A 23,928-nucleotide genomic window follows, 5' to 3' on the forward strand; every position below is an offset into this window, starting at 1 on the left:
GATGAGGCACCTTAATGAGTTCGAATGATTCCGAAGCGACCCCACGCTCCTTTAGCAAGAGTCAAGTTCTTGAGGGGTTGCTTGAATCGGTCGACGACCTGGTTTGGGCGGCGACGCCCGACTATCGCAAGCTCTTGTACATCAACCCCGCAGCAGCCGAGATCTACGGCGTCCCTTTGGACGAAATGAAGCGGAGCCCTAAGACGTTAGTGGATGCCATCCATGAAGAGGATCGGGCGCTGGCGGATCAGCGGATGAGCCAGTTGGCAGAATCTGGTTGGGCGACCGCTGAATACCGCATCGTCCGCCCTGACGGAAGTGTCCGCTGGGTCCGCGAGCGATTGCAGATGGTGATGGAAGCAACTGGACAGCCTCACCATATTCGCGGAGTCGCTCAAGACATTACATCGGAGCGTTCCGCTGCGGTGGCGCTGCAGAATGCGGACGCCGCCTATCGGGCGCTTGTCGATAGCCTGCCAATCAGTGTGACTCGCAAAGACTGCGACGGTCGCATCCAGTTTGCGAACGAAAGGTTTTGCAAAGGCTGCAGTCGGACGCTGGAAGACTTGCTGGGTAAAACCGATTTTGATTTGTTCCCCGCGCATCTTGCCAAGAAGTATCGCGCCGACGATCAGTTGGTGCTGGAAGCCGGGCAGGTCTACCATTCGATCGAGGAGAACACGGTCGACGATAATGTGACCTATGTCGAAGTGTTTAAGGCTCCGATGCGTGACCGGAATGGTCAGATCGTCGGCGTGCAGATCATGTACTGGGATGTCACCGAGCAAAAGAAATCCGAAGCCGAAGCGCAGTACCAAAAATTTCTGCTCGACACGCTTTTGCAGCACGTCCCCGACGCGATCTATTTTAAGGACGCTCACAGTCGCTTCATCCGGCTCAGCGATAGCATGCTCGGCAAACTGGGGGTCGAGTCGACGCAGCAGGCAATCGGAAAATCGGACGCTGATTTCTTTTCGCGCCCCCATGCTCAGGAAGCGTTAAGCGATGAACGCCAGGTGATGGCGACCGGCGAACCAGTGGTGGGCAAGCTGGAATGCGAAACCTACGAGGACAAAGAGGAGACTTGGTGCTCGTCGACAAAGCTTCCTCTGCGAGACCTGCATGGCCAAGTGATCGGTACCTTTGGAATATCCAGAGATGTTACGCAGCAGATGAAAGCCGAGCAGGAATTGGCTCGTGAGCGGGATCTGTTGCGGACGATTATCAACCTGCTGCCCGATTTGATCTTCGTGAAAGATCGCGTCGGACGGTTTGTGATCGTCAACGAAGCCCATCGCAAATTAATGGGACTAGAAACCGCCGAGGAATTGGTCGGTAAATCCGATTTCGATTTCATGCCGTTGGAATTGGTTTGTAATTATGTGGCCGATGACCAGCAGGTGATGCGCACCGGCCAGCCGATGGTCGGTCATGAAGAAGTCGCCCAGTCGCACGATGGATCTGAAATCTGGCTGCTCACTTCCAAGGTCCCGCTGCGAGATTCTGAAGGAGAGATCATCGGCTTGGTTGGTATCGGGCACGATATCACGGAAATGAAAAAGGCAGGTCAGGAATTGCTCGCGGCCAAAGATACCGCGGACGCCGCGAACCGCGCAAAGAGCGATTTCCTGGCGAATATGAGCCACGAAATTCGGACGCCGATGAACGCGATTATCGGGATGACCGAATTACTGCTTGATACCGATATCGACGATAGCCAGCGAGAATACCTCGTGATGGTTCAGGCTTCGGGAGAATCGCTTCTTTCGATCATCAACGACATCCTCGATTTCTCTAAGATCGAAGCAGGCAAGCTGGAATTGGATGTCTCCGAATTTGATCTTCGCGAAGGTCTGGGGGATACGATGAAAGCCCTCGCCCTGCGGGCTCATGCCAAAGAACTGGAGCTTGCGTTTCGGATCGACCCCAATGTTCCTCAGAAGCTGGTGGGCGACGGAGGCCGGTTGCGGCAGGTGATTGTCAACTTGGTCGGGAACGCCGTGAAGTTCACTCAGCACGGAGAGGTGGTGGTCGACGTTAACGCCGTCGAACGCTCCGATGAAACGGTCAAACTTCAGGTCTGCGTGCGCGACACCGGAATCGGGATCCCGCTGGAACAGCAGAAAAGGATCTTTCAAGAATTTGAACAGGCCGACACCTCGACCACGCGGCGGTTTGGTGGAACCGGTTTGGGGCTGGCCATTTCTTCGCGGCTGATCCATATCATGGGCGGCGATCTTTGGCTGGAAAGCGAACCAAACGTTGGCAGCCAGTTCTTCTTTACCGTTACGCTTGAACGAGCCAGTAACGGGGGTGCACCTTATGACGATATGGTCGTCGTTGGGGGGACTCAGGTCCTGATCGTCGACGACAATAAAACAAATCGTCAGATCCTCTGCGAGATGCTGAAGAACTGGGGCATGCGTCCTCAGGCGTACGAACGTCCCGAAGAAGGGTTGGAAGCCTTGCAAGCTTGCCACGCAGAAGGGAAACCTTTTGGGCTGATTCTTAGCGATGTGCAAATGCCCGACGTCGATGGATTCGAATTCGCTCAGTGGGTCCGAAATTCCGAAGACGTTAAGCACACGCCGATCATCATGTTGACCTCCGGCGGGCGAAATGGAGACGCCGAGCGACGCTCGAATCTGAAAATCGCCGATCGATTGATGAAGCCGGTAAAACAGTCCGAATTGTTCGATTCCATCGTGCGAGTCCTGGGAGTCACCGCTCCGGAGAAAGAGAACGCAAGAGACGAAAACGTATCCGCTTCCGGCTATGATTTTGGCACGCTGCGAGTGCTGCTGGCCGAAGACAATTTGGTGAATCAGAAACTTGCCGTCGGAGTCTTAAAGAAGAATGGCCATGTGGTCACGGTCGTCAACAATGGGCAGGAAGCGATCGACCAGTTGGAGGAAGGGAGCTACGATTTAGTCCTGATGGATGTTCAGATGCCAGTCTTGGATGGCCTCTCGGCGACTCGCGAAATTCGTGAATCGGAGAAGCACACCGGCAGGCACATTCCAATCATCGCGATGACCGCTCACGCGTTAAAAGGTGACCGCGAGAAGTGTTTAGAATCGGGGATGGATGAATACATCGCCAAACCGATCCGAGTCTCGGTGATGATGGACAAGTTCCAAGTCGTGCTGGGGTCAGCGAACCGAACGGATGACCCGAATGATGGAAGCGAAAGCGGCGAGGAACAGTCCTCGGAACGCCCCGCAGAACCGGTTCCCTCGGTCGCGATTGCTGCCGTTGACGAAGCGAAGTTGGCGGAGCCTGCTGCAAGCCCTACAGTGCAGGCTGATTCAAACGTTCAAAGCCCAGAGGATGATTCGCACGCCATGTCGATTGCAGAGGATGCCGCACGCCTGTTTCCCGAAGAGCCCGTGATCGACTGGGTCAAAGCGACTGCGATCGTAGGGGGAGACCCCGATCTGTTGAACGAGATTTTGGCCGTTTACTTGAAAGAGAAAAACAGTCTTCTCGTGACGATCGATAATTCGCTTTTGGCGAACGATCATGATACGCTTTTCCGAGCCGCTCACACCTTAAAGGGGGCCTCGGCCGCAGTCGGGGCCGCCGGCGCCGTCGAAGCGGCCAAGCGATTGGAGCTAGCCGCACGTGACGGGCAAACGGATGGTTTGAAAGAGATGCATGATCAACTGTTAGTTGAAGTCGCATCGGTCCAGCGAGAAATCGAGCGGCATCAAGCAGCTCAAGATCAAAAGTAACCTTGTCGCACTCTCAACGACGTGAAAGCGAAAGACTCTCCAATGGTGTTTGTGAACCGATTACTCGCCGCCTTATGCCTGACCGCTGCCCTGCTCTCCCCTGCCTCCGCCGAACCGCCCATCGAAGAAGGCTTTACGCCCCTCTTCAACGGGACGGACACCAAGGGTTGGCATGGGAGCGAGGAATGGTTCCGGATCGAAGACCAGCAGATCATCGCGGGGAGTCTGGATCGCCCGATTCCAAGAAATGAGTTCCTTCGGACCGACAAAGAGTACAAGGACTTCGAGCTCCGGTTGCAGTTTCAGTTAACGGGAGAGAAAGCAAACGCCGGAGTCCAATTCAGGACCGAAGAGATTCCCGATCATCACGAAGTCCGAGGCTATCAAGCCGATTTAGGGCCGGGATGGTATGGCTGTTTGTACGACGAATCGAGACGCAGAAAGGTCTTGGCCGGTCCCGAAGCCGACAAGCGGGACAAAATCATTCGAGCCAACGAATGGAACGACTACCGGATCCGCTGTGAAGGAAACCGGATCCGATTGTGGATCAACGGAGAAAAGACCGTCGACTACAAGGAAACCGACGACACGATCCCGCAAACAGGCATCATCGCCGTCCAGGTCCACTCCGGACCACCCATGGAAGCTAGGTACCGCAATCTAAGAATCAAAGAACTAAAATAATCAGGGGTTGGATTTTAGAAACCGTACGGTAGAATCAGCCCCAAGCCATCCTCCAAAAGAGGGTTTGGCAAATCCAAAGCACCTATAGCTCAGTTGGTAGAGCAGCGGACTCTTAATCCGCGGGTCGTAGGTTCGAGCCCTACTGGGTGTACTAAGAAAAAAGCCTAGTCAACCGTGATTTGACTAGGCTTTTTTCATTCTCGGCTGTTTGTTGCACTCCATCGCGATTTGACCGGTTTTGGGTACATACCCAAAATGGAAGCGACAGGAGAGTGAAATGTCTGCAAAATTGCCGAAGTACCGAAAGCATCAGAGCGGTCGTGCGAGAGTCACGATCAATGGACGTGATTATTATTTGGGTCCGTATGGAACCAAGGCAAGCCACCGTGAATACGACCGGGTGATCGCTGAGTATCTGGGGAGCGGCCGAAGCGGCACGTTTGGTATGGAACAAGAGTGCTACACGGTTGCAATGCTTCTTGCGGACTACGCGAGGCACGCAAGACGCTACTATGGGACCGATGAATCATCCGAGTTCCACCGCATCAAGCGAGCCGTCAAGCCGTTGAAGCATCTCTATGCCAAGGTTGCTGCTGATGAATTCGGTCCGAATCGCTTTAAGACGTGTCGCCAGCAGTTGATTGATGACGGGCTGTCGCGAAACGGGATCAACGCCCACATGAAACGAGTGGCCAGGATGTTCAAGTGGGCGGCGGCGGAGGGCAAGATTCCTGCCACCGTCTATCAAACTCTTCGGTTGATAGACTCTTTAAAGGCTGGGCGAACTGAGGCATACGAAACCGAACCGGTGCTGCCTGTATCGCAGGAAGTGATTAACGCAACGCTTCCGATGCTCTCGCAAATTGTCGCGGACATGGTAAGTGTCCAGCTTCTTGTCGGCTGCCGACCCGCAGAAATTTGCCGTCTCACTCCTGGTTGCATCGATCGCGAAGGAGAGGTCTGGATTGCAACGCTTACCGAGCACAAAACGAAGCATCATGGGCACTCTCGGCGACTCTTCATCGGCCCGCAGGCTCAAGGGATTCTGTTGCCCTACCTCGATCGCAATTGTGACGAAAAAATATTCCAGCCGATTGAGGCTGACCGGCTTAGACGAAAGCAGCAGTCAAAAAGTCGGATCACTCCGATTTCTTGCGGAAATCGACCAGGCAAGAGGTCAGGTGGGTTGAAAGGGAGTAAAGGTAAGAAGCGGCCCGGTAGTGAGTTTACAACTAACAGTTATCGGCGTGCGATTCACAATGCGTGCGACAATGCCTTTCCTGCTCCAGTGCCGTTGCGGCAGTTGCCAGGCGAGTCAGACGCGGCGAGGTGGCGCCGACTGACTGAAACGGAATGTTCTGAATTGAAGAAATGGCAAAGCAAGCACCGGTGGAGTCCGAACAGATTGCGGCACAGTCGAGGGACTGATATTCGCCGGGAGTATGGTCTCGAGGCTGCTCAGGTTGTCCTTGGGCATGCGAAAGCTGATGTCACTCAGGTCTATGCAGAGCGTGATATTGAGCTGGCTAAGAAAGTGGCCAAGGAATATGGCTGAGAGGATCGGTCTGCAGCATAAGTGATTCGTTGGCGTCCGCTAAGACTTATGGCGACTTTTTATTGCGCGTTGCTAAACTTGTAGCGGTGCTTCGAGCTTCGTGGCAAACGAGTCGTGCGTTTTGCCCAAAGTCCGTCTCCCAAAATTCATTGAGGTCTGATGATCACTGCTTCTGCTGGTATGCTGCGGTTGCTGGATGCGATTCGCGTCGCAACCGGGCTGGAAATCCGTTCCGAGACCGCACTCCGTTGGTGCCGTCAGGCAAACAAGCACGGTGTGAAGCTTGAAGCCTGGAAAATCGGAAACCGTGTCTATTCAACGGTAGAAGCAGTTCGACGATTCGTGGAGCAAAACACGTTGGCAATGAGCTCAAGTACTCCGGCTCCTCAAGTTAATCGCTCATCGGAAAGGCTGCACAACAAGGCAATGAAGGAGCTTGATGATCTAGGGTTTTGATTGCGATCGCAGGTGTTTTCCCAATGTCCAATGTCGGCACAGCTCAGGTGGTTCGGTTTGGGGCTCGTTTGCTGGATTGAAAAATCGAATGATCGGGACGAAGCCCTCTTCGAAGGCCCCATTGAGCATCCCCTGAACGATCGCAATGGCGTCGTTGGTTGCGGTGTCGGACCAGTTGGGATTGTCGCCGGTCCATTTGGTGATGTGGTGCTTCTTCAGTTGGCCCGCTTTCATTCGTTTGCTGACAGAAGCGATAACGCTCTTCAGTACAGTAAATTGTTGTAATTGCCCTGTTTACGATTGTCCTGAACCCAGTCTTGATATTTCTGGGAAAGCTCTTAGAGCGTCGTGATTTCAGCGCTGACCGAAGCCTGAGTGCAAAGCATGATGGTCTGATCGGACCGAAACCCCGATAGTTTCAAATATGGGCACCACAAAGAAGTAGTTAAGGGCGCATTCCAAAGATAGATACCCGAAGCTCCAGTTCATCGAAACTGCGAGAGGCCGGAAACGCTGGAGAAAGCAATAGAAGCGGAAGGAATACAACTGGGACGCTCGGCTATCGTCACCAAAGTAGTTGAGCCAGAACGTGCCTCTGAGGTCAGTGGCATCCATTCTGCTAGGCATACCTTTGCGACAGTATTTCGCATCGCGGGTTCTCCCTAGCGTTTTTGCGTGACGTTCTGGGGCAAAGCAGCCTCCAAACCACGAATAGGTATCTCCATAGTTGTGGCCTTGATGATGGAGTCGAGATCGGCGATGCCTTCGCTTTCTAGACTAGGGCGACGGGGTGCTGGAGGCTTTTAAGTTTTGATTATAAAGTCTTCTTCGCCTTCTTTCTCCGTTGCGTTTTCTTCGGCACCGACCAGTCATCCGCAAATAATTCACCGTGGTTTTCCCGGAGGTACTGCAAGCCATCGTCATCTGACAACTCGATTGCGAGCTCCTTCTTAAAGAATTCGTATCGATAGCGTGCATCGCGAATAAGCGACGACCACGTTGTCAGGAAGATGCTAGGGTTGTCTATTGATGCCGTATTGACCAGCAAGTCATTGTAGCGATTCACCTGAACAGCATTCATCCGATGGCTTGCCTGCTATACTCACGGTTTTTCCGGCAACCTCAAGAGAACCGTCATGGCGAAGAAGAAGGCAGCAGCAAAGAAAGCAGTCACGCTCACGAGCGTATACGACGACGTAGCCCGCAAGGCCGATACAGCCGGTTTGCACATTAACGTGGCTGAGACCAAGCGTGTGCTTGCCACGTTCTTTGACGTGCTTGAAGACCTCTCGACTGCGGATGCCGCTGATATCGTCGCCAAGGGGCTCAAACAGGCCAAGGGACGGCGACGCTAGGATGTCAGCAGCGGCACTCACGAGTCGCTCGACGGATCGAAGTGTGGAATTCCCCAAGCAATGGTAACCGAGCTTTCTTATGAGCGAACAAATTTGAGTTTGCTGAATTCTTTCGTCCGGATCGGAAATTTCGGTGGCATTTACTTCTCACAGATAGACATTCAACTCTGGTATCGCAGAGAGCACTGAGTAGGCACGTAGTAAAGGTTGGTTCGCGAAGAATCGATCTATCTTACCGAAAAAATCCACTGATTGTTAAGTCGGACTACCCGCTGTCGTGGCTGCGAACATCGCCTTCAATCAATCTTCTAAGCAGATCGGCAATTTGAATGCCTCGCTTGGCGCAACTGATTTTCAATTCGGTGTGCAGGTTGGGATCGATATCGATCGTCAATCGCTTTGGCTTGGTTCTTGATTTGACATCTGTTGATGGTACTCGCATTTCCACCCATTTGTCGACTTCAGGTTTTGGTTTCGGGCGGGCTGACATGGTAATTCGTTTGCTCATTTGATCCTCCTTAGTTCGTTGACGAATTTCTTGATCTCCTTGGCTGCTTTCGAGCGTGTCTGTTGGAGGACGGTCGCTCCGCTCGCTGCACTCTCGGCAAATGCAACACGCTGCCCAATATCGCTTCGGAGGATCGGGACTTCCAATTCGGTCAATGCTTCCCTAACGTCTCTTCCGATTGCCGTGTTGGCGATCTTTCGATTTAGCATGAGGCAGCACCTGATGTTTGGTTTGAACACTTGCGCCTCGCGGACCAAGTCCACGGTTTCAGCCGCCGCCCAAACGTCCATTGGTGACGGTTGAAGCGGGATAACCACGATGTCTGCGGCGAGAATGATGGATCTCGCCAATTCAGTGACTCGCGGCGGGCCGTCGATGATGACGTCATCGTAGTCCTGGGCCAAACTCTCGATTTCTCTGTGGATCGTCGCTTTTGCCATCCCTACCACTGTGAAGTCGGATTTCTCGCGATAGTTCGACCACGCCAAGGCGCTCCCCTGTGGATCCGCATCGATCAACAAGACACGCCGACCGCGGCTTGATAAGTCCGCGGCGGTATGGATGGAGAGCGTTGTCTTGCCGACACCGCCTTTTTGGTTCAAAAATGCGTAAATCATGTTCGTCGTATTTCTGTGCATCCGATTGCACGTTGTTACGACTTCACGCTACAGGACTTTTCACTCGAGGACAAACGTTTTCTTCGTCCATTGATACAAGATCCGAAACGCTTACTCTGCCTCGTCTCGTTTTTTGATCGCGTTGCGTGCTGGGGCTCCTAGGAAGTCGGGGTTCTTGGTTAGGTGCCCACGCCGTCGAAGAGCGATTTATGCGGGCTCTCGAGCGTGAGGAGGCCAAGGGGCTCAAGGCTGACGTGCTCGCCGCACTGTCGACGCAGCCCCAGAGCAAGAACTACTGTCCCTTGGCGGAATCAACATTGCCCTTCGGGGCGAACGCCTCGAGCGGATCGCGCACAATCTAGTGCGGGGCTGGTGGTATAGTCTGAGCAATGGGCTGAAAGATCCCGCCGAACACTCCATCATGAAGTACACGCTGACACCACGCACCGTTTAGGCCTCCAAGCTGGCCAAGCCGGGAACTGCTGGTATTCAGTCATCGACTACGACGGCTGACGGCATTCAGTCACTACGTTGAGTCAACTTTCTTGCACAGCAAACCTTCTAAAAGTGCAATCTCATACAGGTGTTATACTGAACAAAGCCCACGGTCGAGCGAAGATTGGACTTTGCCCGAGGCTAGGAGCTCCCGCCCCGGGCATTGCTCAGCAAAACGGCTTAATCACTTAATTATCCGGTTTTGACATGACAATGGAACAGGAACCCGTCGAGCTTCTTCTAGTTCCCGGACTGCACAATACAGACAACGCTATGGATATGGCTCGACTCGCGATGAATGCGCCACTCGAGCAGGTGTCATGCTCCAGTTATAACCGTCAACAAATTGCGGCTGTGCTTTGGTTGGTCTGTGACCAGTTCGGGAGGACAGCACAGGGTACGGGCGAAATCACAGAGTAGCATTCAGCATTGCGACAGACGTCGAGTGAAGATGAGCGGTTATGCCTTCGGAAGACCGCAGAGACGATCGGCAGCAACGCAGCATCAGACTCGTCACGCTCCGTGAATTCGAAGCGTTGCCAGGCTTGAAAGGAAGATCGATTGAGCGAAAGGAAATCACAGACCTCTCGCTCGGATGCTATCTGCTCCTGGACAATCGACACGGCAGCGGGATAGACCTCGGCTACTCGTTGCGGCCGAAAATGATCAACGCTTTTTTAAGGACGTCGCGTTCCCGCTCGACGCGACGCAACTGATTCTCTAACTCTTTAACCCGGGCATCCATCGCATCAGCCACCGGGCCTGCGTCAGTCAACTGCTGCTGTTTCCACCGACGGACGATCGTTGGGCAGGTGATGCCCAAAACCTGATGATTGCATCAAGTAATGTGAGGTCATCGACGTCCGCCACGCGGCTCCTTGAGTGCGATAAAACGACGCGAATGACTAACAGAACTGGCACGCGAACACTATCATATTGTCCCGTATATAGATAGCCAAGCGGGATGTCTTCTGTGAATATGGATTGGGACTTCCATGCGTAAATCCCGGCGTAAATTGGAGTTATTCCGACACTTCTCGCTAATCGCCACCATTTTTCGTGTCTATAGCGATCCAAAAAATGGTGGCGATTAGCGAGAAGTGTCGAAATTCTTGACCACACCGGGACTCGAACCCACGAACAATATCGCCGAACAAGCGATTCGATTTATGGTGATCGATCGCAAGGTGACTCAAGGAGGCAAGAGCGAAAACGGACAACGTTGGCTTGTACGGATCTGGACCGTGATGGCAACTTACTCGAATCAAAACCGATCACCGCTTGATGTCATCCGAAGCTCACTAGAACACTTCATTCGTGGTGAACGACCGCCGCCACTGCTGCCGCCCGCCTAGCAGTCGAAGTGCGCAAAAAAGTTTGGATCGCTGCACGCACCAAGCCGTGAACAGTTACGACTTGACTATAGAGCAGTTCTCACGCGAACGTAAATGAGCCCCTGCCGTGAGCCTGTTTTTTCGAATTGGAGGGGGCTAGCACTGTCGGGCTGCGCGTTCTGTAGACGCTATCCTATTACGATCGCAGCTATAAGGGCAGAGGTTTTCGAACAATGTCTCTACGGGATAGAAAACGTTTCGCCACCTCGCGAACTGCCCAGAGCACTCCACACCCGGTTATCGATCGTTTCCGCGATCTGTGCGACACCGCCATCGCAGCGCACGACGCTCACGCTGCCAGGATGAGAACTGCGCGAAGCTATCATTCGTTGCTTGTAGGGCCCTAGCATGTCGATGCAAGGCATTGCAGGCCGTGATGTGGGAACGCACCCGCCACCGGCCACCACATCGGGATGATTGCTATTGGGTGACAGGTAGGTCACGATTCCCGACGCGCCACCCCACCAGGTCAGGCCACGTGAATCGCCAGGACGCCCCTGCAAAACCTCCGCTGCGGCCAATGTGTTGCTGGTCCCGTCAGTAATCGATGCCAGGGTGATATTTCTGCCGAATCGAAAAGGAAACGCTCTAATCAGTTCACCTTCGGCTGGTGAATCGATTCCGTCCGATCCGGTGTAAGCACTGAAAGGTGCTCCTAAAAATGGCACGCCATTGAGCATGGTTTGCGAAAAGCTAGTATTGCCATAATTGACCGCATAGTTGTGTTTGGTAATCCCCTCGGGCGTCGTGCTGGTGTAGGAACTGGGGCAGGTCAGCGTAGCGATCCGTTGCGTAGTAACCGGCAAGTTGGCAGGACTGTCGTAACGGGGGCCTGGATCGTGACCGCCATGATTCTGGTATTGGCCGCCAAGGGCGGATTGCTCCAAGAATGGCAGCACTGACACCTGCCAAGTTCCCCAGCAGCAACCGTAGCGACCGACTCCGCTCGGCAGCACGCGATTGGACGATTCGTAATTCGCAATCGCCAGCCCTAACTGCTTAAGATTATTGCGGCACTGTATACTGCGAGCTGCTTCACGAACCGCCTGCACGGCCGGCAGCAGCAGACCGATTAAGAGGCCAGCGATCGCGACCACGACCAGCAATTCTATTAACGTGAATCCGTGTCTGATTCGATTAGGCTCACTTGTGAGATCGATCGCCCCTCTCGCCTTGCTCTCCGATGGGATGCCGATTTCCGCGTGTTCACTACTGGCGAATCCGGTAGACGTAAGTGGTGTAGGCAATTTTTTCATCAGGAACAAGCTCCAGAAAGCGTCGCAGCGGCATCCGTCGCATATCCCGGTTTCCACGCAAATAATTGACGGAAATCAAGTAAGTCCCAGGCGCGATCGGTTCGTCCTTCCCGATCGTTGGTTCGGTAAATCGTATGCCAAAATTCTCGATCGGGTAAAAACTCCATTGGGCGACATATAGCGGCGATTCGTCCGCATGCGATTTCACCCATTCATCAACATACATTAAATTCTGCCCCCATTCCATATTGCTGTCGATCAAATGGAAGTCACCGTTCTGCGGCCCGCCGCCCAGTTCATTGAAGTAACACAGGCTGTGGGGGTAGGTCCGTAGGCTGGCAAGCGGCCCCAGTATTAACGCCAGCGTGCCAATTGCGACAATGACCTTTGAAGACCGGATGCAGAAAACGGCACCAGCCAGCAGAAAGATGAACGGAAACGCTGGCATTACGTAACGGATACCCGCTCCAAAACCGGTTTGCAAACAAGCAGGTAAAAATAACGCAACCGCTGGCAGTACGACAAAACAAGACACCTCAAGACGTTGGGGCGATAGACTCCTTGCACATATCACACTGCCCATAATTACCAACACCCACGTCCCTACCGGAACCTTGACCGCGACCACATAGAGGTAGTACCACCACCAGCTGTGGTCATACCATTGACCACGAAGATAAGTTCTGATCCCGCCTCTTGGATTTTCAAAATCGACCTTCTGTAGGTCCATGCCTTCTAGCATCGCCGCTGGCAACGGTACCGGGATTTGGTCCCAAATCGGTCCGTGTAGTCGGGATTGACCGCCCGGCATACCATCGCCAGTGAACGCTTTGCTGTAAAAACGATAATCGCCCAATCGAGTGAACGACCCCTCAGCGCCATAACCCAAATTGATAACATACAACGAAAGTACAGAAGCCGCCGCCAAATGCCGTAGCCGCAGAGCGAACTGCCGTTCTGGTCGAACATGTCCGTGAATCAAGACTGCAATCAGAATGACGGGGGGCAAAACGATTGCATTGGTCTTTGCAAGCAGTGCTAACCCCAAGGTCGCCCCAGCAGCCAGTGTCAGAAAGCACGATTCCAGTGCCGTCCCAAATGGAAGACAGTCTTGCAAATGACATCGGCTTTTCGGCCTCAAGGCCGTTGCATATCATAGCTTTGCCGTCAGCTACACCGACAAACAACATCCAGTGGTCATAACTTTCGGAAACCAAGCTGGATCGAACATGCAGGACTATGGGGTGTTGCGAACTCTCCAGCATTTCATTGCTCATTCTCGCTTGAACAATTCCCCTTACGTCGTACCTCTCGACTGCTGCAACCAGCTCAGCTGCCGTACTGCCTTCAGGCGAGCCTACATATTTCGCATCGACTAAATCCTGAAATGCGACATCTTTGTTCAATACTTTTAGGCCTTGCCATACAGCGTAAATGCCACAATAAGAACGAGGAGCCAAAGGTAGCTTGCGCTGCTCCACAGTGCTCACCGAAGGTTCTCCCGCAGTGCATCGCGACACGCTCGACGAAGCGAGAGCGATGAAGACGATTGTCAACTTCGGTAGGATGCCCATCGAACAAGTACACTCCATAAAAAAATCGCTAACCTGCCACTCCGACCATTGACTAGCTAACGTCAGATTTGCCAGTCTTTAGCCATGATGCTCCCAGCACAAGCAAAGCCACTGCTACCAATCCACCGACCATCAAAACTATTCGCATACCAAGGTTTCCAACAGGACTGAATCGTGGCTCAGCAGGAGAAAGCAACGATGCTTTTACAGGCGAATCACCATCCCATGCGTAACTAATGCCTGAATCTGCTTCGTCAACGAAGTTGACCGCAGCACCAACAGGCAAGTCTGACCGGAAATCCTCGTCGCTCATACTTGGTGATAATTTAATGTCCGACCGAACTACGGTGTAATGTGAGGATTGCTGCTTTCCCCCCGTGTAAAAATCGGTTTGCTCCAGCGTTCCCTTAGTCGCGACCCATACTCCCTCAATTTGCTGAAACTCTTCCATAAATGCCTCAGCCCTCCAACTTTCGTATCCGCTCGAATTCATTCGCGGATCAACCGCCAGGTCAGCTAACTTGCTGCCAGCAATCAAATCCTGAGGTCGCTTCACCACGGTTATCTTGCGAGCCACATATCCCTTCAAGGGATCAACCCACAAAGACAAATCGCCAAATCTTGTACTGGCAGTCAACTGTAACGTATCGTCAGCCCCAGACTGCGAAGCAATGCTCAAGCTTTCAGAGCCAAGCATTGCTTCGGCAACAGACTTGTCTCCTGCCGCCAAATAGCCATCCAGCCAAGCCCCGTACAAAAACATATGAGAAAACAATCGAGAGCGTTCGCTCTCCAGCCCTACTTCCCAGACAACCCCACCGTTTGGTTCCGAGCTCCGAACCTCCTCCTTTGTGCCATTTAGCTGGTACGCTACCTTGTACTGTCTTCCTAATGCCAGACGACTTAACGAAAATTGCTGCTCGCCCGACCCCACGGGCGAGGTAAGCGACTCCGCACTGACAAGCCCCCCACTGCGAACGAATACTACTTCACTACGGAAGCGGTTCGATTCGACGCTTTGACCTCCTCTCAATTCGACGACCGCAGAATATCGGATTTGGTGCGACTTAGACTGCAAGTCTATACACCTCTCCAACACATCTTGCGGCCCCTGACCTTGAGCAGAGCCACCAGGGAGAAAAACAAGCAAACAAAACGCTGCAGAAACAATTTGACAATTCATATATCACCCCTCCCAACCGTCTAAACAAAACACTATCGACCGTAGCTTCTGTTGCTGGCTCTGCCGGGCAACTTACCCAACCCTACTCCTCCGCAGGGAAATTGCACTCGCATTCGTACCCAGGGAAAGGCATGAAACATTGTGGACTGGGACATGCACTCGAATTTAATACCTGACCACAAAGGCCGTTATTCTGATTGCCCGTACCCACTTCCAACCTGCAACTCCCGAAAAATTGTCCGCACGACAGGCCGCCGCAACGATTTGTTAGATCCGTGGCACTGCAATTTCCATTGCAGACTCCACCAGTCGCCAACTCACTGCCGCTTATTGGCCCTATGGCGTGCCAAGCGACTACCACTACCACGAGTAGAAACGTCTTCATTGCGATTTTCCTAGATGGAGTTTTGAAACTGATCCCGTTTGTAGCACATCAATCGACGAATGCAAGAAGAATTTAGGTATTAGGTAATTGTTCGGGTGCATGTCAGGGATTGTAAATTCAGGCAGCGATAGCGGGTGTGTGTTCCCTTGCGAAGGCGATCCGAGCCAGGACGATGGGTCAGGAAACGGGCCAAGCGGTCGTCGTCGCTCAAACTCGCCGCTCGGATTTGCAGGATAGCTTCGGCACCAGCCGGATTGTTCCAGAACATCTCTGTGCCCTTGGTTCGGTAGTTAATTTCTTTGACCGCCGATTCCATCCATGCACTGGTTGTGGGTAATCCCGCACAGCGATAGCGAGCGTAGTGCATCCGATCGCGATTGTTGCTCAAGTATCCGATAATCCGACGGAATTGCTCGCGAGGGTCGTCCTCGTCGGCATCCGGCGGAGCTTTGCCAAGCCGCCCCTGGTGAGTCGTAAGTTCCTCGATCACTTCGCCGATGCGACTCTGCCAAGCCAGTGTCATCCAGCGAGTGTACGTCGCCCAGGCATTGTCGCCTTTGCCGAAGGAAACGATCGAAGCATGGTGCAGATACGACACCGCGTGAATGAAATCCAAAATACCAACGTAGTCGCTGAAGTGTTCTTGGTGGATCGTCCAGTTGGAACTGAGGCCATCGCCGACGAAGGCTCGAAGCGGTGCCTGGGTGAACTTGCGACGTCTCGCCTCGCGGTCCATCTGCACGCCAAACGCTTTGGAGTTTTGCATGCTTGATATCAAGGTTCGATGGACCTTTTGAGGCTTGTGGTTGGCCCGATGTCCGGTACTAGGCTTCTTTGAGGTGGTGCCGGTTTTGGGGGCCACCGGGAAGCTAAAGATTTGGTATGACTATCAACCACAAGCTCTTGGAGATCACGGATGGCCAAGAAAGCAAAAGCACGACGGGTTTACGATGAAGACTTCAAGCGAGAGGCGGTTCAAATGCTTCTTGATGGCCACTCCGCAAAGTCGGTGGCTGAACGTTCGCGGATTGCATCCTCAATCGGGCTGACGACTTCGGGCGTCGGTTCTTCACCAAGATTCAGAAACAACTGGCCTTCGCCATCGACACGTCGTTCGCTTTTGCGCCCGTAGAGTTGCTTCAGCAGTTTTTCAAGCCTGAGGTTTTGCTCGACCACTTTCTCGTCGAGCTTAGCTCAACGGTACCTTGCTCGAGCCGTCGATACCACAGCGTCAGTCCGCCGGTCTCCCACCAGAGTGCTTTAATGCGATCACGCCGGCGATTGACAAACAGAAACAGCGCCCCATCGATCAAGTTGCTCGGTCCAAACGCTAGCGGCCTGGGAAGAGTTGTCTGAGGTCATAGGATCTCCAGTTCGGGAAACGGTACGAAACCCAAAATCCTAAACCCGGCGCCTACAACGGTTCTGGTGTACGGTTACATAAAAACTGTATTGGGTATGTACCCGAAATCAGGCACTGTACCCAGCAGAATTGACGCTAAACACAGGTATTTGCACTCACCTGCTATTTCGCTTAAACTCCTCGATTCACGCACCAAAACCGTTGTCGCTGCAGGGTTTGCAACACGTCGAGATGATGCCTCTTAATCCGCGGGTCGTAGGTTCGAGCCCTACTGGGTGTACTAATAAAAACCCTAGTCAAACACGATTTGGCTAGGGTTTTTTTGTGGATTGATGGCAATGCCAACGCATCTCTCGCAGCCTTAACGCCTGCCTCTTCTTCGATCCCACTCATCTTCTTGCCCCCATTTTCTTGCCCAAAATACCCGGCTGGTCAATTTTTCGCTGCGTTCCCAAAGCAGCGAGTGTTCCGCTGTCGTAAAGACCCGTTTTCGATGGGGGCGTCTGCTCTGGCAAACTTCCGCATGTTCGCCCGGCACCGGTGTGTTCCCATCAGCCAAGTTTACGCGTCATTCCGAGTCGATAGGTTCCGTCGACTAAAACCGTTTGGTTTAGAATTCACATTACCAAGCGCCCTGTCCGATTTCACAATCAGACCTTGTGTTGCACTTCGGATGGGCCTGCTGAACGCAAGTCCGGAACTGGAAATGGTCGTTTCTCGCGATGCAACGAGAAGGTTTCGTGGACGGTGTATTCAGGATGGCTCTGTAGATCGGGAGATCTACAGGCTAGAGCCGAGCAAGGCAAAGCCGATTACCAACTTGTACAAATTCAAGGAAGTCGTCCCGTTCATGTCGAATGCCTTGCCGCGACTGCAGTCGTTAAAACCTGTTTTTAAGTCCTAGAATCGATCTTTCCCATTCGAAACGGCTCCTGACCCCTTTTCCTCGCCTGACCCCTTTTCCTCGCAGTCGACTGCCAACGAGGACGAAGCCAGTCCGGGAATTCCGCGATCGTGATTCCGTCGGGGCCAGGGGCTCCGCGGTTTCGCTTCACGTTCTTCCAAGCGGCTTCGAAATTGGCGTCGGCGACCACGTGCTGCATCAGCGACTCTGGTGAGTGGCTCAAGGCTGGCTGCTCGGCCCGCGTCGCGGCGGTATCTCCCGGTCGGGATGGTGAACCGGTGGTCTCGGTGCCAGCGTTGTCTGGAAAATACAGATCAACTTGCACCGAGGGGGTCCCTCGCCGTGAGTGGGCCGATGGCTCCTCCTTGTTCTTCATCGTTCGGTCCTTCCTGTTTCCGTTGGGATCGGAAATTCAGTACTATGACCTCTGTTGAGTTCTACACCGCCCACGGTGGCTTTCGCCGCCGCGTTCCGTTGTTTCGGGCAAGCCCTACTGATCGGAGCCGACGCCAAGCCTCGACCAGGCTGTGCAGAGTTCCCCGGATAAGAGCGTGATGTATCGCTGCACAAGTTCGCCATTTACCTGAGCGATCGACTGGGGACGGCTTCGCACGGATGGGCGTGCTCGCCTGACCGAACCGGCCTTGTATGACGTTTCTGTTCGTAGCCTCGCAGCTTTGACGAGACCGTGTCCGGGGGGCGACAAACAAACCCGGCGTTTACGCACACGGTCGCAGGCTTCCTCGCCACGGTCGGTCGCTCTTCCGCAGTTGTCCTCGTCTAGTACTTCTCTTTCGTGGTCGATCATTTGGTATACTGACACCCGAAAGTTGCCAGTCTCGTACAGGGGACTTTCACCCCAAAACTATCACGCCCATGACGGGCGTACCCAGCGGATGCACTTGAGCCACCGAGTCGAGCTTATTGAAGTGGTAAGTCGTTCGCGGCGACCACGTGATCCGTATCGATATCCGACTAAAATCATGCCTTACTTCTTTGAACAAGACCGAGACGAGATCCGTGATCAGGGCGTGATTTACCTAGATTTCTTCAACTTATATCCAGAGCTAAATTTCCAACCAACGGTAGAGCATCTCGAACGCTTGAGTGAGGCTGCCGTTGCTGGCTCGACGCAGACGGATGATGGGTGGCAGGTCGTGGTTGTATTTTGCGACTGTAAATTCTTGCTTGACACGCACTACCACGGCACATCCACGCTCTTTTGTGCGGAAAAATCGGTTTGTGACAAAACAATCATGTTGGCATTTCTTGGTTGCTTTTTGCCGTCAATTCGAGATCACTGGAAGAAAACATATGGTGGCATGGGCCCAAAACCCAATTGGCTCTCAATGCTTTTTCGGCGATAATCGCAAAAGAAGGCGTCGGGTAATCACACGATGCAGCCGAGCAGCGAAGTCGGGCGTTCTGAAATTGTTGATCTACCGTCGCCGCCGGTTGATCGGTAACGTTCGCCAATGATGCCAGCATAATTTACGATCTACACTAGCTGAAGAGTTCCCGTGAACACGAAAAAATACGTTTTTCCTCTGCTGATCTCGCTCGTTGCAATTGGTAGCTTCGCGTCACTTGCGGCAACTACGACTACAACTACAACCAGCGGCTCACCTCTTACTGGAAAGTGCGTTCTGGTTTCGCAACCTGGCGTAAACTACGGCGTGCATGGAAACGCCCGCTTTGAGTCAGTCGGTCGTACTGATTTCATTGTCGTGCCGATGCAACACACTGATCCAACGGTTATCTGTGATTGCTGGATTCCGTTAAAGGATGTACGTCTTCTGCAGGTCTTCAACTCGAGAGAAGATGCTGACCATTACATCGAACACATTGAAAAAAGTGACCGGTAACGCCAGACGGTGTCGGATAGTTGAGTCTCACTGGCGATAGTGGACGCCGCCTATCCCGTCGGCGAACTATCGGATGCAAGTGAGTTGCCGATTTAAATTTACTGAAGTGGTGAGTCGTTCGCGGCGGCCACGTGATCCGTAGCGTTCGCCAATTCTAGTGCGGTCTTCCTTCATTTGGACAATTGACATGAGACAACTGATGTTGCTTTTCACATTGTGTGCTGGACTCGCCATTTTTGGTGCAACAGCGTTTAGTGCGAACGATCGGGCTGGTAACGCCCCCTTGCTATCGCGTTTGGCGGTTGGACAGCACGTCAGACTCGAGACTGCACCCTCTGGCGGGTATGAGCTGTTCATCTTCAACGAGCGGTACTTAAAGCGTCTTCAGGAGAGCGGGGCGGATTTCTTTCCGCAAAAAATCATAGAGGTCGGTCCTGATTTTGTCGTTATTGACGCGGAACGTGGGATACAGCGGGCTATCGCTGCACATGCAATCGACGTGGTATCTCTACTTCCAAATGACTTTGGTGATGCTGAGAGCCGAGATTCGGAAACTAGTCCAGAACAGTAACGAAGGTCGGCGAATAAGCCAATGCACGCGAGCGGCGGAAGCCGTCCGTTTTGAATCTAAGGGGTCAGGCCTCTTCGTTTTGTTCTTGCTTGGTGAACCGGTCCCTTGATCTTCTTCGGGGTTGCATCGTCGATTCAAGTTTGAGGCGTCTGACGATGGTGTCCAACCAACCAGCGTCGCCCAGGAGCCTTCCCCGCTGTGCCAACAAACAAACCGCAATGAGTGCTGCTTACGTAAGAGGCTCGTTCGCCCTAGTTCAAGAGTCGCCTATTTCGCCATCGACAAGTGGTCGCAGCACTAGATGGTAGTTGTTCGGAATCTGTTGGTAGCAGTAGAGTTTCCTCTCGAGGATCGGCAATCGCATGGCTGTACGGTTCAGCGCGGGAGATAGCCCGCCGGCTTCGTCACCGCACGGTGATCTAGCCAATCACGCAGCCTTTAAAGTCATTGCAGCAAAACAAAGAGGCCTGACCCCTTTGATGCGACCCGCTGTCGTAAAGACCCGTTTTCAATGGGGGCTGTCTGCTCTGACAAACTTCCGCGTGTTCGCCCGGCACCGGTGTGTTCCCATCAGCCAAGGTTACGCGTCATTCCGAGTCGATAGATTCCGTCGACTAAAACCGTTTGGTTTGGAATTCACGTTACCAAGCGCCCTGTCCGATTTCACAATCAGACCTTGTGTTGCACTTCGGGTGGGCCCGCGGAACGCAAGTCCGGAACTAGAAAGAATCGTTTCTCGCGATGCAACGAGCAGGTTTAGTAGACGGTGTATTCAAGATGGCTCTGTAGATCGGGAGGCCTACAGGCTAGAGCCGAGCAAGGCAAAGCCGATTACCAACTTGTACAAATTCAAGGAAGTCGTCCCGTTCATGTCGAATGCCTTGCCGCGACTGCAGTCGTTAAAACCTGTTTTTAAGTCCTAGAATCGATCTTTCCCATTCGAAACGGCTCCTGACCCCTTTTCCTCGCCCGTCCAAAAAAGCGAAAGGCGAGCAGGGCAATGCCCAGGAGAGCAAGATTGCCCAAGATCAGCAACTTCCCTACGCCGCTCGAAGCCGATTCCCTCTCTTGGTTTTCATGTTTGAGATACCTAGTTCCGTTGATTCTGTCCAATACGTAGGCGTTTTCGGGGATCATCTCTTCCACTAGGCTGCTGTTCGTTGCGTTTGCTTGATCGATCTCTAGTAAATGAACTGTAGTTAAGGAACGGCCAATGGTGACGGTGGTCTTAGCCGGAAGTCGGCCGACCTTTTCAAAGTGTTCATGCGACGAAAATACGACACTGTTTTGCCGAGCTGAATTTCCAAGCTCAATATTTCCATCAGCAAGTTGGTATTCGCCGATTGAGTATGCCAATAAATCTCCGGTCTCTATGCTGTACGCTACGTATTCCAGCGGTGAGCCACAAAGAAATGCCGCTTGTCCATTTACCGTGTCCCGCGCTTCCCAGATCTGGGAAGAAACCTGCGGAACAGTGCCTTCGAGGTTGTATGACGAGTGAAACGATTCTGGGAAATAGAGCGAAAGTGGATCGTCCTTTCTGATTACCTCGTAGAAGCCCTGCAAGGGAGTTATATCCGCTTTCCATGTCTCGGACGGGATCTCGATAGGTTCATCACATCGGGATCCTTCTCGGGAAAAACGCATTAACCGCTTTCCATCCGTAGCCATAATAGCGTGTTCTGTAGCGATGTCGTCAACTAATTTTGTCGTCTTTACGGCGCAATGCTTGCCATCCTGGAATGTCTGGACATGCATTGTTGACGGGTATTTACTGAAAGCAACATTGTATGAATACTCTGCGGGGATAACCGCTCCGCCCCTGGCAGTATGGGAAGCGATGGTGTCCTCCCATTCCGCTGCAGGCTTTTGGAGCGAGCGGTACAGTGACTCTAGGTGCGTGTAGTCGGACCTCACTAGCTGAAACTGTCCCTCAATCAAAAAGTTGGCGAATGCTCGCAAGCTCAACAGCTTTCCACTTTGCTCTGCTTCAGCAGATAGCCGGGACCACACAGCCTTACCCGCTGGTGAAACAGTGCCTATCTTTACCCGCTGGTCGATCAAAGCTTCTTTGCTTCGGAATCGTTCGCGCAGATCATCACTACCGCCTGCCGCAACAGCATGCATCGGATCTACGCAGGCAATGGCCACGCATAAGCAAGAAAGGAAAAACCGCCATTGAAACCGAGGCGATTGCCCAGGACTGTTATTCATCTGTCATTCCGAAGTGAAGAGGCAAGTCGCGGTTGCCATGTCGTTGCCCTTTGCCTGCTAGAAACGCATCGCGACCGAGGGGGAACGCACTGAAAATCATTGCGATGCACGAACTGTCGGCGACACAGTATCGCCCGATCTTACCTGGTCAGAAGGCGAGGGGGGGGCTGCTTCAAAGCAAATCGAAGAATTCTTCACGACAAGCGATTGAAGAACAGCTTGCTGGGTTAGGTGGTGTGTTTTCACCTCGCGTGACTCAAAAACTGAACTACCTTGTTGTTGGAGCGGAAGGGAATCCATGCTGGGCATTCGCATGCTATGGTCGTAAGGTTGAAGCTGCGGTTGAATTGCGCAAAAAAGGAATTCCTCTTCTGATCGTTCATGAGAATGATTACTGGGACGCGGTAGCAGATGTTTCATGAGTTCGTCACCAGGGAATCGCTTGCGAGACTGACTGATTCGGCGCATCGAAAACGCATTTTCTGGTGACCCGCAAGGGCTACCGGCGAGCGCGACCATCGCGTCGCAGGGCCCGCATCCTCTTTCGGTGCCGTTGCACTTGCAGTTCGTCAAAGATGGGATCTGAGTTTGATTTCCGTGTTCAAACCGGCTTTATGAAGTCGTGCCTCTAGGATGCCCATCCACATGCCCCCTCGCATCAATGGAGCTAATCCGGGCTCCTGACTTCTGTTGAAAAAGGGAACGTGGAACCTCCTGCCAACGCGCGGAGCTTCGCATTTTGGTCCCTATTAATTTGCAAGACGTCAAGCTGAGTCAACTTTTTTAGAATGCTTCGCGAATCCGTATGAACAAGCGACCGTGACAAGTCAAGTCGCCGCAAGGTTCTTATTTTTTGCAAACCTTCAATGCCCTGACTCGGAACATTCTGAAGTCCAATTGTTAGTGAAGTCAAGTTTGGCAATAACAGCAGTCCCTCGACGGCATCGGCGTCGAGCGTGCGGTAAAGAACCACCCAGGTGATGCCGTTAATTGCAACATCCGCATCGTCGGTTGCTATCTCATCCACCAAGTCTTGCCTCGCCGATACTTGCCGCGTTGAAATCGCTTGGCAGGAAGGCAGATCGACACGAAAACGCAGTTGCTCTGCGACGATTGAATTGGCCCAACTGTCCTGAGAGGCAGCAGCGGGGAATACAGACGTGGCATGACTTGGCTGTACTAAATAAGCAAAGCGTTCGTCACTGGAGCGGTACAGTCGATACGTGGAACGGTTTAAGGACCCGTAAGGATCAAAGCCAATTTGAAGCGGAGCCGTTTCGCACTTATCCGAAGAGTACCACGCGAAAACTTCGGAACGCTTCTTGTTCACCGAAATTGCACCGCCGTTTGTGGTCGGATAGTGAATGATGTTAATCGATTGAAGTGCTAAATCGCCGACTACGCAAATGATCCCTACCGCGATAAAAATCAAAATTGTTTTGGCGGTCATCGCTGTTAGCTGTATGGTGAGCGGTCTTTTGATGTATGGGAACAGATTCGGTTGCTGGAGAATGTTGAGGTGGTGTTTCTATGATATTTGTTCCAAATCCGACCGGTACGCTACGGTAGTCACGCAGCTGCGCTCGCCAAAGCGTGGGCAGCCTGGTATGCGTCACCAATAGATTTCACGTCCCGAGCGACGCGGCTACGGCGCAGTCCTGGAGTGGATTAGGTGCTTGCTGTCGGATCCCCCTGCTCTGTGCTGAAAAAAACGTCCCAGCATGACATGAAAGAGGTGCGATCACGCCTGCCGCTCCTTCGATCCCACTCATTTTCTTGCCCCCATTTTCTTGCCCAAAATTCCCGGCTGGTCGA

24 protein-coding genes, 1 tRNA gene and 1 pseudogene are annotated in these 23,928 nt (G+C 52.9%); 11 read left to right on the forward strand and 15 right to left on the reverse strand.

Annotated elements, in window-relative coordinates; translation table 11 throughout:
* The first annotated feature begins 14 nt into the window (after window positions 1-14).
* The 5 genes from FF011L_RS01850 (at window position 15) to FF011L_RS01870 (ending at window position 6,429) form a co-directional block, all read left to right on the forward strand.
* On the forward strand, window positions 15-3,734 hold the full coding sequence (locus FF011L_RS01850) for a PAS domain-containing hybrid sensor histidine kinase/response regulator (protein WP_145349739.1): 3,720 nt from the start codon (window positions 15-17) through the stop codon (window positions 3,732-3,734).
* 42 nt (window positions 3,735-3,776) lie between these two features.
* Complete coding sequence (locus FF011L_RS01855) at window positions 3,777-4,418, forward strand: 3-keto-disaccharide hydrolase (RefSeq protein ID WP_145349741.1); 642 nt, start codon at window positions 3,777-3,779, stop codon at window positions 4,416-4,418.
* 78 nt (window positions 4,419-4,496) lie between these two features.
* Window positions 4,497-4,569: transfer RNA gene (locus FF011L_RS01860), tRNA-Lys, on the forward strand.
* A gap of 126 nt (window positions 4,570-4,695) precedes the next feature.
* Window positions 4,696-5,973, forward strand: coding sequence for a site-specific integrase (locus tag FF011L_RS01865; protein WP_145349743.1), 1,278 nt, complete (start codon window positions 4,696-4,698; stop codon window positions 5,971-5,973).
* 159 nt (window positions 5,974-6,132) lie between these two features.
* Window positions 6,133-6,429: a DUF1580 domain-containing protein gene (locus tag FF011L_RS01870; protein WP_246109671.1), complete on the forward strand. Its 297-nt coding sequence runs from the start codon at window positions 6,133-6,135 to the stop codon at window positions 6,427-6,429.
* On the opposite strand, the gene FF011L_RS01875 is transcribed toward FF011L_RS01870, so the two are convergent.
* Together FF011L_RS01875 and FF011L_RS01880 are read right to left on the reverse strand one after the other, a co-directional pair.
* On the reverse strand, window positions 6,418-6,663 hold the full coding sequence (locus tag FF011L_RS01875; protein ID WP_145349745.1) for a hypothetical protein: 246 nt from the start codon (window positions 6,661-6,663) through the stop codon (window positions 6,418-6,420). The genes FF011L_RS01870 and FF011L_RS01875 overlap by 12 nt on opposite strands.
* A gap of 580 nt (window positions 6,664-7,243) precedes the next feature.
* Window positions 7,244-7,510: a hypothetical protein gene (locus FF011L_RS01880; protein WP_145349747.1), complete on the reverse strand. Its 267-nt coding sequence runs from the start codon at window positions 7,508-7,510 to the stop codon at window positions 7,244-7,246.
* Window positions 7,511-7,565: 55 nt separating this feature from the next.
* Here FF011L_RS01880 and FF011L_RS01885 point away from each other — a divergent pair, with 55 nt between their 5' ends.
* Window positions 7,566-7,784, forward strand: coding sequence for a hypothetical protein (locus FF011L_RS01885; RefSeq protein WP_145349749.1), 219 nt, complete (start codon window positions 7,566-7,568; stop codon window positions 7,782-7,784).
* A gap of 265 nt (window positions 7,785-8,049) precedes the next feature.
* Here FF011L_RS01885 and FF011L_RS01890 read toward each other — a convergent pair whose 3' ends face one another.
* The 3 genes from FF011L_RS01890 to FF011L_RS26980 all read right to left on the reverse strand — a co-directional run bounded on the left by FF011L_RS01890 (window position 8,050) and on the right by FF011L_RS26980 (window position 10,179).
* A complete protein-coding gene (locus FF011L_RS01890) occupies window positions 8,050-8,292 on the reverse strand; it encodes a plasmid partition protein ParG (RefSeq protein ID WP_145349751.1) in 243 nt (80 codons plus the stop codon).
* Window positions 8,289-8,909, reverse strand: a complete 621-nt coding sequence (parA, locus tag FF011L_RS01895) for a ParA family partition ATPase (protein WP_145349753.1) — start codon at window positions 8,907-8,909, stop codon at window positions 8,289-8,291. The genes FF011L_RS01890 and parA overlap by 4 nt, the downstream gene beginning before the upstream one ends.
* Before the next feature lie 1,138 nt (window positions 8,910-10,047).
* The gene (locus FF011L_RS26980) at window positions 10,048-10,179 is read right to left on the reverse strand and encodes a hypothetical protein (RefSeq protein ID WP_261342556.1); all 132 of its coding nucleotides are present in this window, start codon (window positions 10,177-10,179) and stop codon (window positions 10,048-10,050) included.
* Between the two features lie 325 nt (window positions 10,180-10,504).
* Between FF011L_RS26980 and FF011L_RS01905 the strand changes: the two genes are divergently transcribed.
* The gene (locus FF011L_RS01905) at window positions 10,505-10,759 is read left to right on the forward strand and encodes an IS66 family transposase (RefSeq protein WP_145349757.1); all 255 of its coding nucleotides are present in this window, start codon (window positions 10,505-10,507) and stop codon (window positions 10,757-10,759) included.
* A 218-nt stretch (window positions 10,760-10,977) separates the two neighbouring features.
* Here the strand turns inward: FF011L_RS01905 and FF011L_RS01910 are convergent, their stop codons facing one another.
* The 8 genes and pseudogenes from FF011L_RS01910 to FF011L_RS01945 form a co-directional block, all read right to left on the reverse strand.
* Window positions 10,978-12,054: a DUF1559 domain-containing protein gene (locus tag FF011L_RS01910; protein WP_145349759.1), complete on the reverse strand. Its 1,077-nt coding sequence runs from the start codon at window positions 12,052-12,054 to the stop codon at window positions 10,978-10,980.
* Window positions 12,008-13,171: a hypothetical protein gene (locus FF011L_RS01915; RefSeq protein WP_246109672.1), complete on the reverse strand. Its 1,164-nt coding sequence runs from the start codon at window positions 13,169-13,171 to the stop codon at window positions 12,008-12,010. The genes FF011L_RS01910 and FF011L_RS01915 overlap by 47 nt, the downstream gene beginning before the upstream one ends.
* A 13-nt stretch (window positions 13,172-13,184) precedes the next feature.
* A pseudogene (locus tag FF011L_RS27170) lies at window positions 13,185-13,646 on the reverse strand (hypothetical protein); the annotation flags it as partial.
* A gap of 34 nt (window positions 13,647-13,680) precedes the next feature.
* Window positions 13,681-14,403: a hypothetical protein gene (locus FF011L_RS01925; protein WP_145349765.1), complete on the reverse strand. Its 723-nt coding sequence runs from the start codon at window positions 14,401-14,403 to the stop codon at window positions 13,681-13,683.
* Between the two features lie 872 nt (window positions 14,404-15,275).
* Window positions 15,276-15,962 (reverse strand): hypothetical protein, encoded by a 687-nt coding sequence (locus FF011L_RS01930; protein ID WP_145349767.1) that lies wholly within the window; start codon window positions 15,960-15,962, stop codon window positions 15,276-15,278.
* Window positions 15,963-16,171: 209 nt separating this feature from the next.
* A complete protein-coding gene (locus FF011L_RS01935; RefSeq protein ID WP_145349769.1) occupies window positions 16,172-16,372 on the reverse strand; it encodes a hypothetical protein in 201 nt (66 codons plus the stop codon).
* Window positions 16,336-16,509 (reverse strand): IS66 family insertion sequence element accessory protein TnpB, encoded by a 174-nt coding sequence (tnpB, locus tag FF011L_RS27175; protein WP_145349771.1) that lies wholly within the window; start codon window positions 16,507-16,509, stop codon window positions 16,336-16,338. The genes FF011L_RS01935 and tnpB overlap by 37 nt, the downstream gene beginning before the upstream one ends.
* A 943-nt stretch (window positions 16,510-17,452) precedes the next feature.
* Window positions 17,453-17,839 (reverse strand): hypothetical protein, encoded by a 387-nt coding sequence (locus FF011L_RS01945; RefSeq protein ID WP_145349773.1) that lies wholly within the window; start codon window positions 17,837-17,839, stop codon window positions 17,453-17,455.
* A gap of 607 nt (window positions 17,840-18,446) precedes the next feature.
* Here FF011L_RS01945 and FF011L_RS01950 point away from each other — a divergent pair.
* The 3 genes from FF011L_RS01950 (at window position 18,447) to FF011L_RS01960 (ending at window position 19,899) form a co-directional block, all read left to right on the forward strand.
* Window positions 18,447-18,830 (forward strand): hypothetical protein, encoded by a 384-nt coding sequence (locus tag FF011L_RS01950; RefSeq protein WP_145349775.1) that lies wholly within the window; start codon window positions 18,447-18,449, stop codon window positions 18,828-18,830.
* Between the two features lie 153 nt (window positions 18,831-18,983).
* Window positions 18,984-19,328 (forward strand): hypothetical protein, encoded by a 345-nt coding sequence (locus tag FF011L_RS01955; protein WP_145349777.1) that lies wholly within the window; start codon window positions 18,984-18,986, stop codon window positions 19,326-19,328.
* 187 nt (window positions 19,329-19,515) lie between these two features.
* Entirely contained in the window at window positions 19,516-19,899 is a 384-nt protein-coding gene (locus FF011L_RS01960; RefSeq protein ID WP_145349779.1) for a hypothetical protein, read from the forward strand.
* A gap of 912 nt (window positions 19,900-20,811) precedes the next feature.
* Here the strand turns inward: FF011L_RS01960 and FF011L_RS01965 are convergent.
* Window positions 20,812-22,113: a hypothetical protein gene (locus FF011L_RS01965; protein WP_145349781.1), complete on the reverse strand. Its 1,302-nt coding sequence runs from the start codon at window positions 22,111-22,113 to the stop codon at window positions 20,812-20,814.
* 104 nt (window positions 22,114-22,217) lie between these two features.
* On the opposite strand from FF011L_RS01965, the gene FF011L_RS26095 reads away from it, so the two are divergent.
* A complete protein-coding gene (locus FF011L_RS26095; RefSeq protein WP_218932954.1) occupies window positions 22,218-22,535 on the forward strand; it encodes a BRCT domain-containing protein in 318 nt (105 codons plus the stop codon).
* Window positions 22,536-22,780: 245 nt separating this feature from the next.
* On the opposite strand, the gene FF011L_RS01975 is transcribed toward FF011L_RS26095, so the two are convergent.
* Complete coding sequence (locus FF011L_RS01975; protein WP_145349783.1) at window positions 22,781-23,563, reverse strand: hypothetical protein; 783 nt, start codon at window positions 23,561-23,563, stop codon at window positions 22,781-22,783.
* Window positions 23,564-23,928 lie beyond the last annotated feature (365 nt).

It is taken from the genome of Roseimaritima multifibrata (assembly GCF_007741495.1).
GTDB lineage: Bacteria > Planctomycetota > Planctomycetia > Pirellulales > Pirellulaceae > Roseimaritima > Roseimaritima multifibrata.

Bases quoted from the DNA above. Each gene is read 5' to 3' on its own strand.
- FF011L_RS01870 (WP_246109671.1), top strand. From the start codon at position 6,133: ATGATCACTGCTTCTGCTGGTATGCTGCGGTTGCTGGATGCGATTCGC.
- parA (WP_145349753.1), bottom strand. From the start codon at position 8,909: ATGATTTACGCATTTTTGAACCAAAAAGGCGGTGTCGGCAAGACAACG.
- FF011L_RS01910 (WP_145349759.1), bottom strand. From the start codon at position 12,054: ATGAAAAAATTGCCTACACCACTTACGTCTACCGGATTCGCCAGTAGT.
- FF011L_RS01960 (WP_145349779.1), top strand. From the start codon at position 19,516: ATGAGACAACTGATGTTGCTTTTCACATTGTGTGCTGGACTCGCCATT.
- FF011L_RS01975 (WP_145349783.1), bottom strand. From the start codon at position 23,563: ATGACCGCCAAAACAATTTTGATTTTTATCGCGGTAGGGATCATTTGC.
- FF011L_RS01950 (WP_145349775.1), top strand. From the start codon at position 18,447: ATGCCTTACTTCTTTGAACAAGACCGAGACGAGATCCGTGATCAGGGC.
- FF011L_RS26095 (WP_218932954.1), top strand. From the start codon at position 22,218: ATGCACGAACTGTCGGCGACACAGTATCGCCCGATCTTACCTGGTCAG.
- FF011L_RS01890 (WP_145349751.1), bottom strand. From the start codon at position 8,292: ATGAGCAAACGAATTACCATGTCAGCCCGCCCGAAACCAAAACCTGAA.
- FF011L_RS01855 (WP_145349741.1), top strand. From the start codon at position 3,777: ATGGTGTTTGTGAACCGATTACTCGCCGCCTTATGCCTGACCGCTGCC.
- FF011L_RS01875 (WP_145349745.1), bottom strand. From the start codon at position 6,663: ATGAAAGCGGGCCAACTGAAGAAGCACCACATCACCAAATGGACCGGC.
- FF011L_RS01965 (WP_145349781.1), bottom strand. From the start codon at position 22,113: ATGAATAACAGTCCTGGGCAATCGCCTCGGTTTCAATGGCGGTTTTTC.
- FF011L_RS01850 (WP_145349739.1), top strand. From the start codon at position 15: ATGAGTTCGAATGATTCCGAAGCGACCCCACGCTCCTTTAGCAAGAGT.
- FF011L_RS01865 (WP_145349743.1), top strand. From the start codon at position 4,696: ATGTCTGCAAAATTGCCGAAGTACCGAAAGCATCAGAGCGGTCGTGCG.
- FF011L_RS01930 (WP_145349767.1), bottom strand. From the start codon at position 15,962: ATGCAAAACTCCAAAGCGTTTGGCGTGCAGATGGACCGCGAGGCGAGA.
- FF011L_RS01945 (WP_145349773.1), bottom strand. From the start codon at position 17,839: ATGAAGAACAAGGAGGAGCCATCGGCCCACTCACGGCGAGGGACCCCC.
- FF011L_RS01880 (WP_145349747.1), bottom strand. From the start codon at position 7,510: ATGAATGCTGTTCAGGTGAATCGCTACAATGACTTGCTGGTCAATACG.
- FF011L_RS01885 (WP_145349749.1), top strand. From the start codon at position 7,566: ATGGCGAAGAAGAAGGCAGCAGCAAAGAAAGCAGTCACGCTCACGAGC.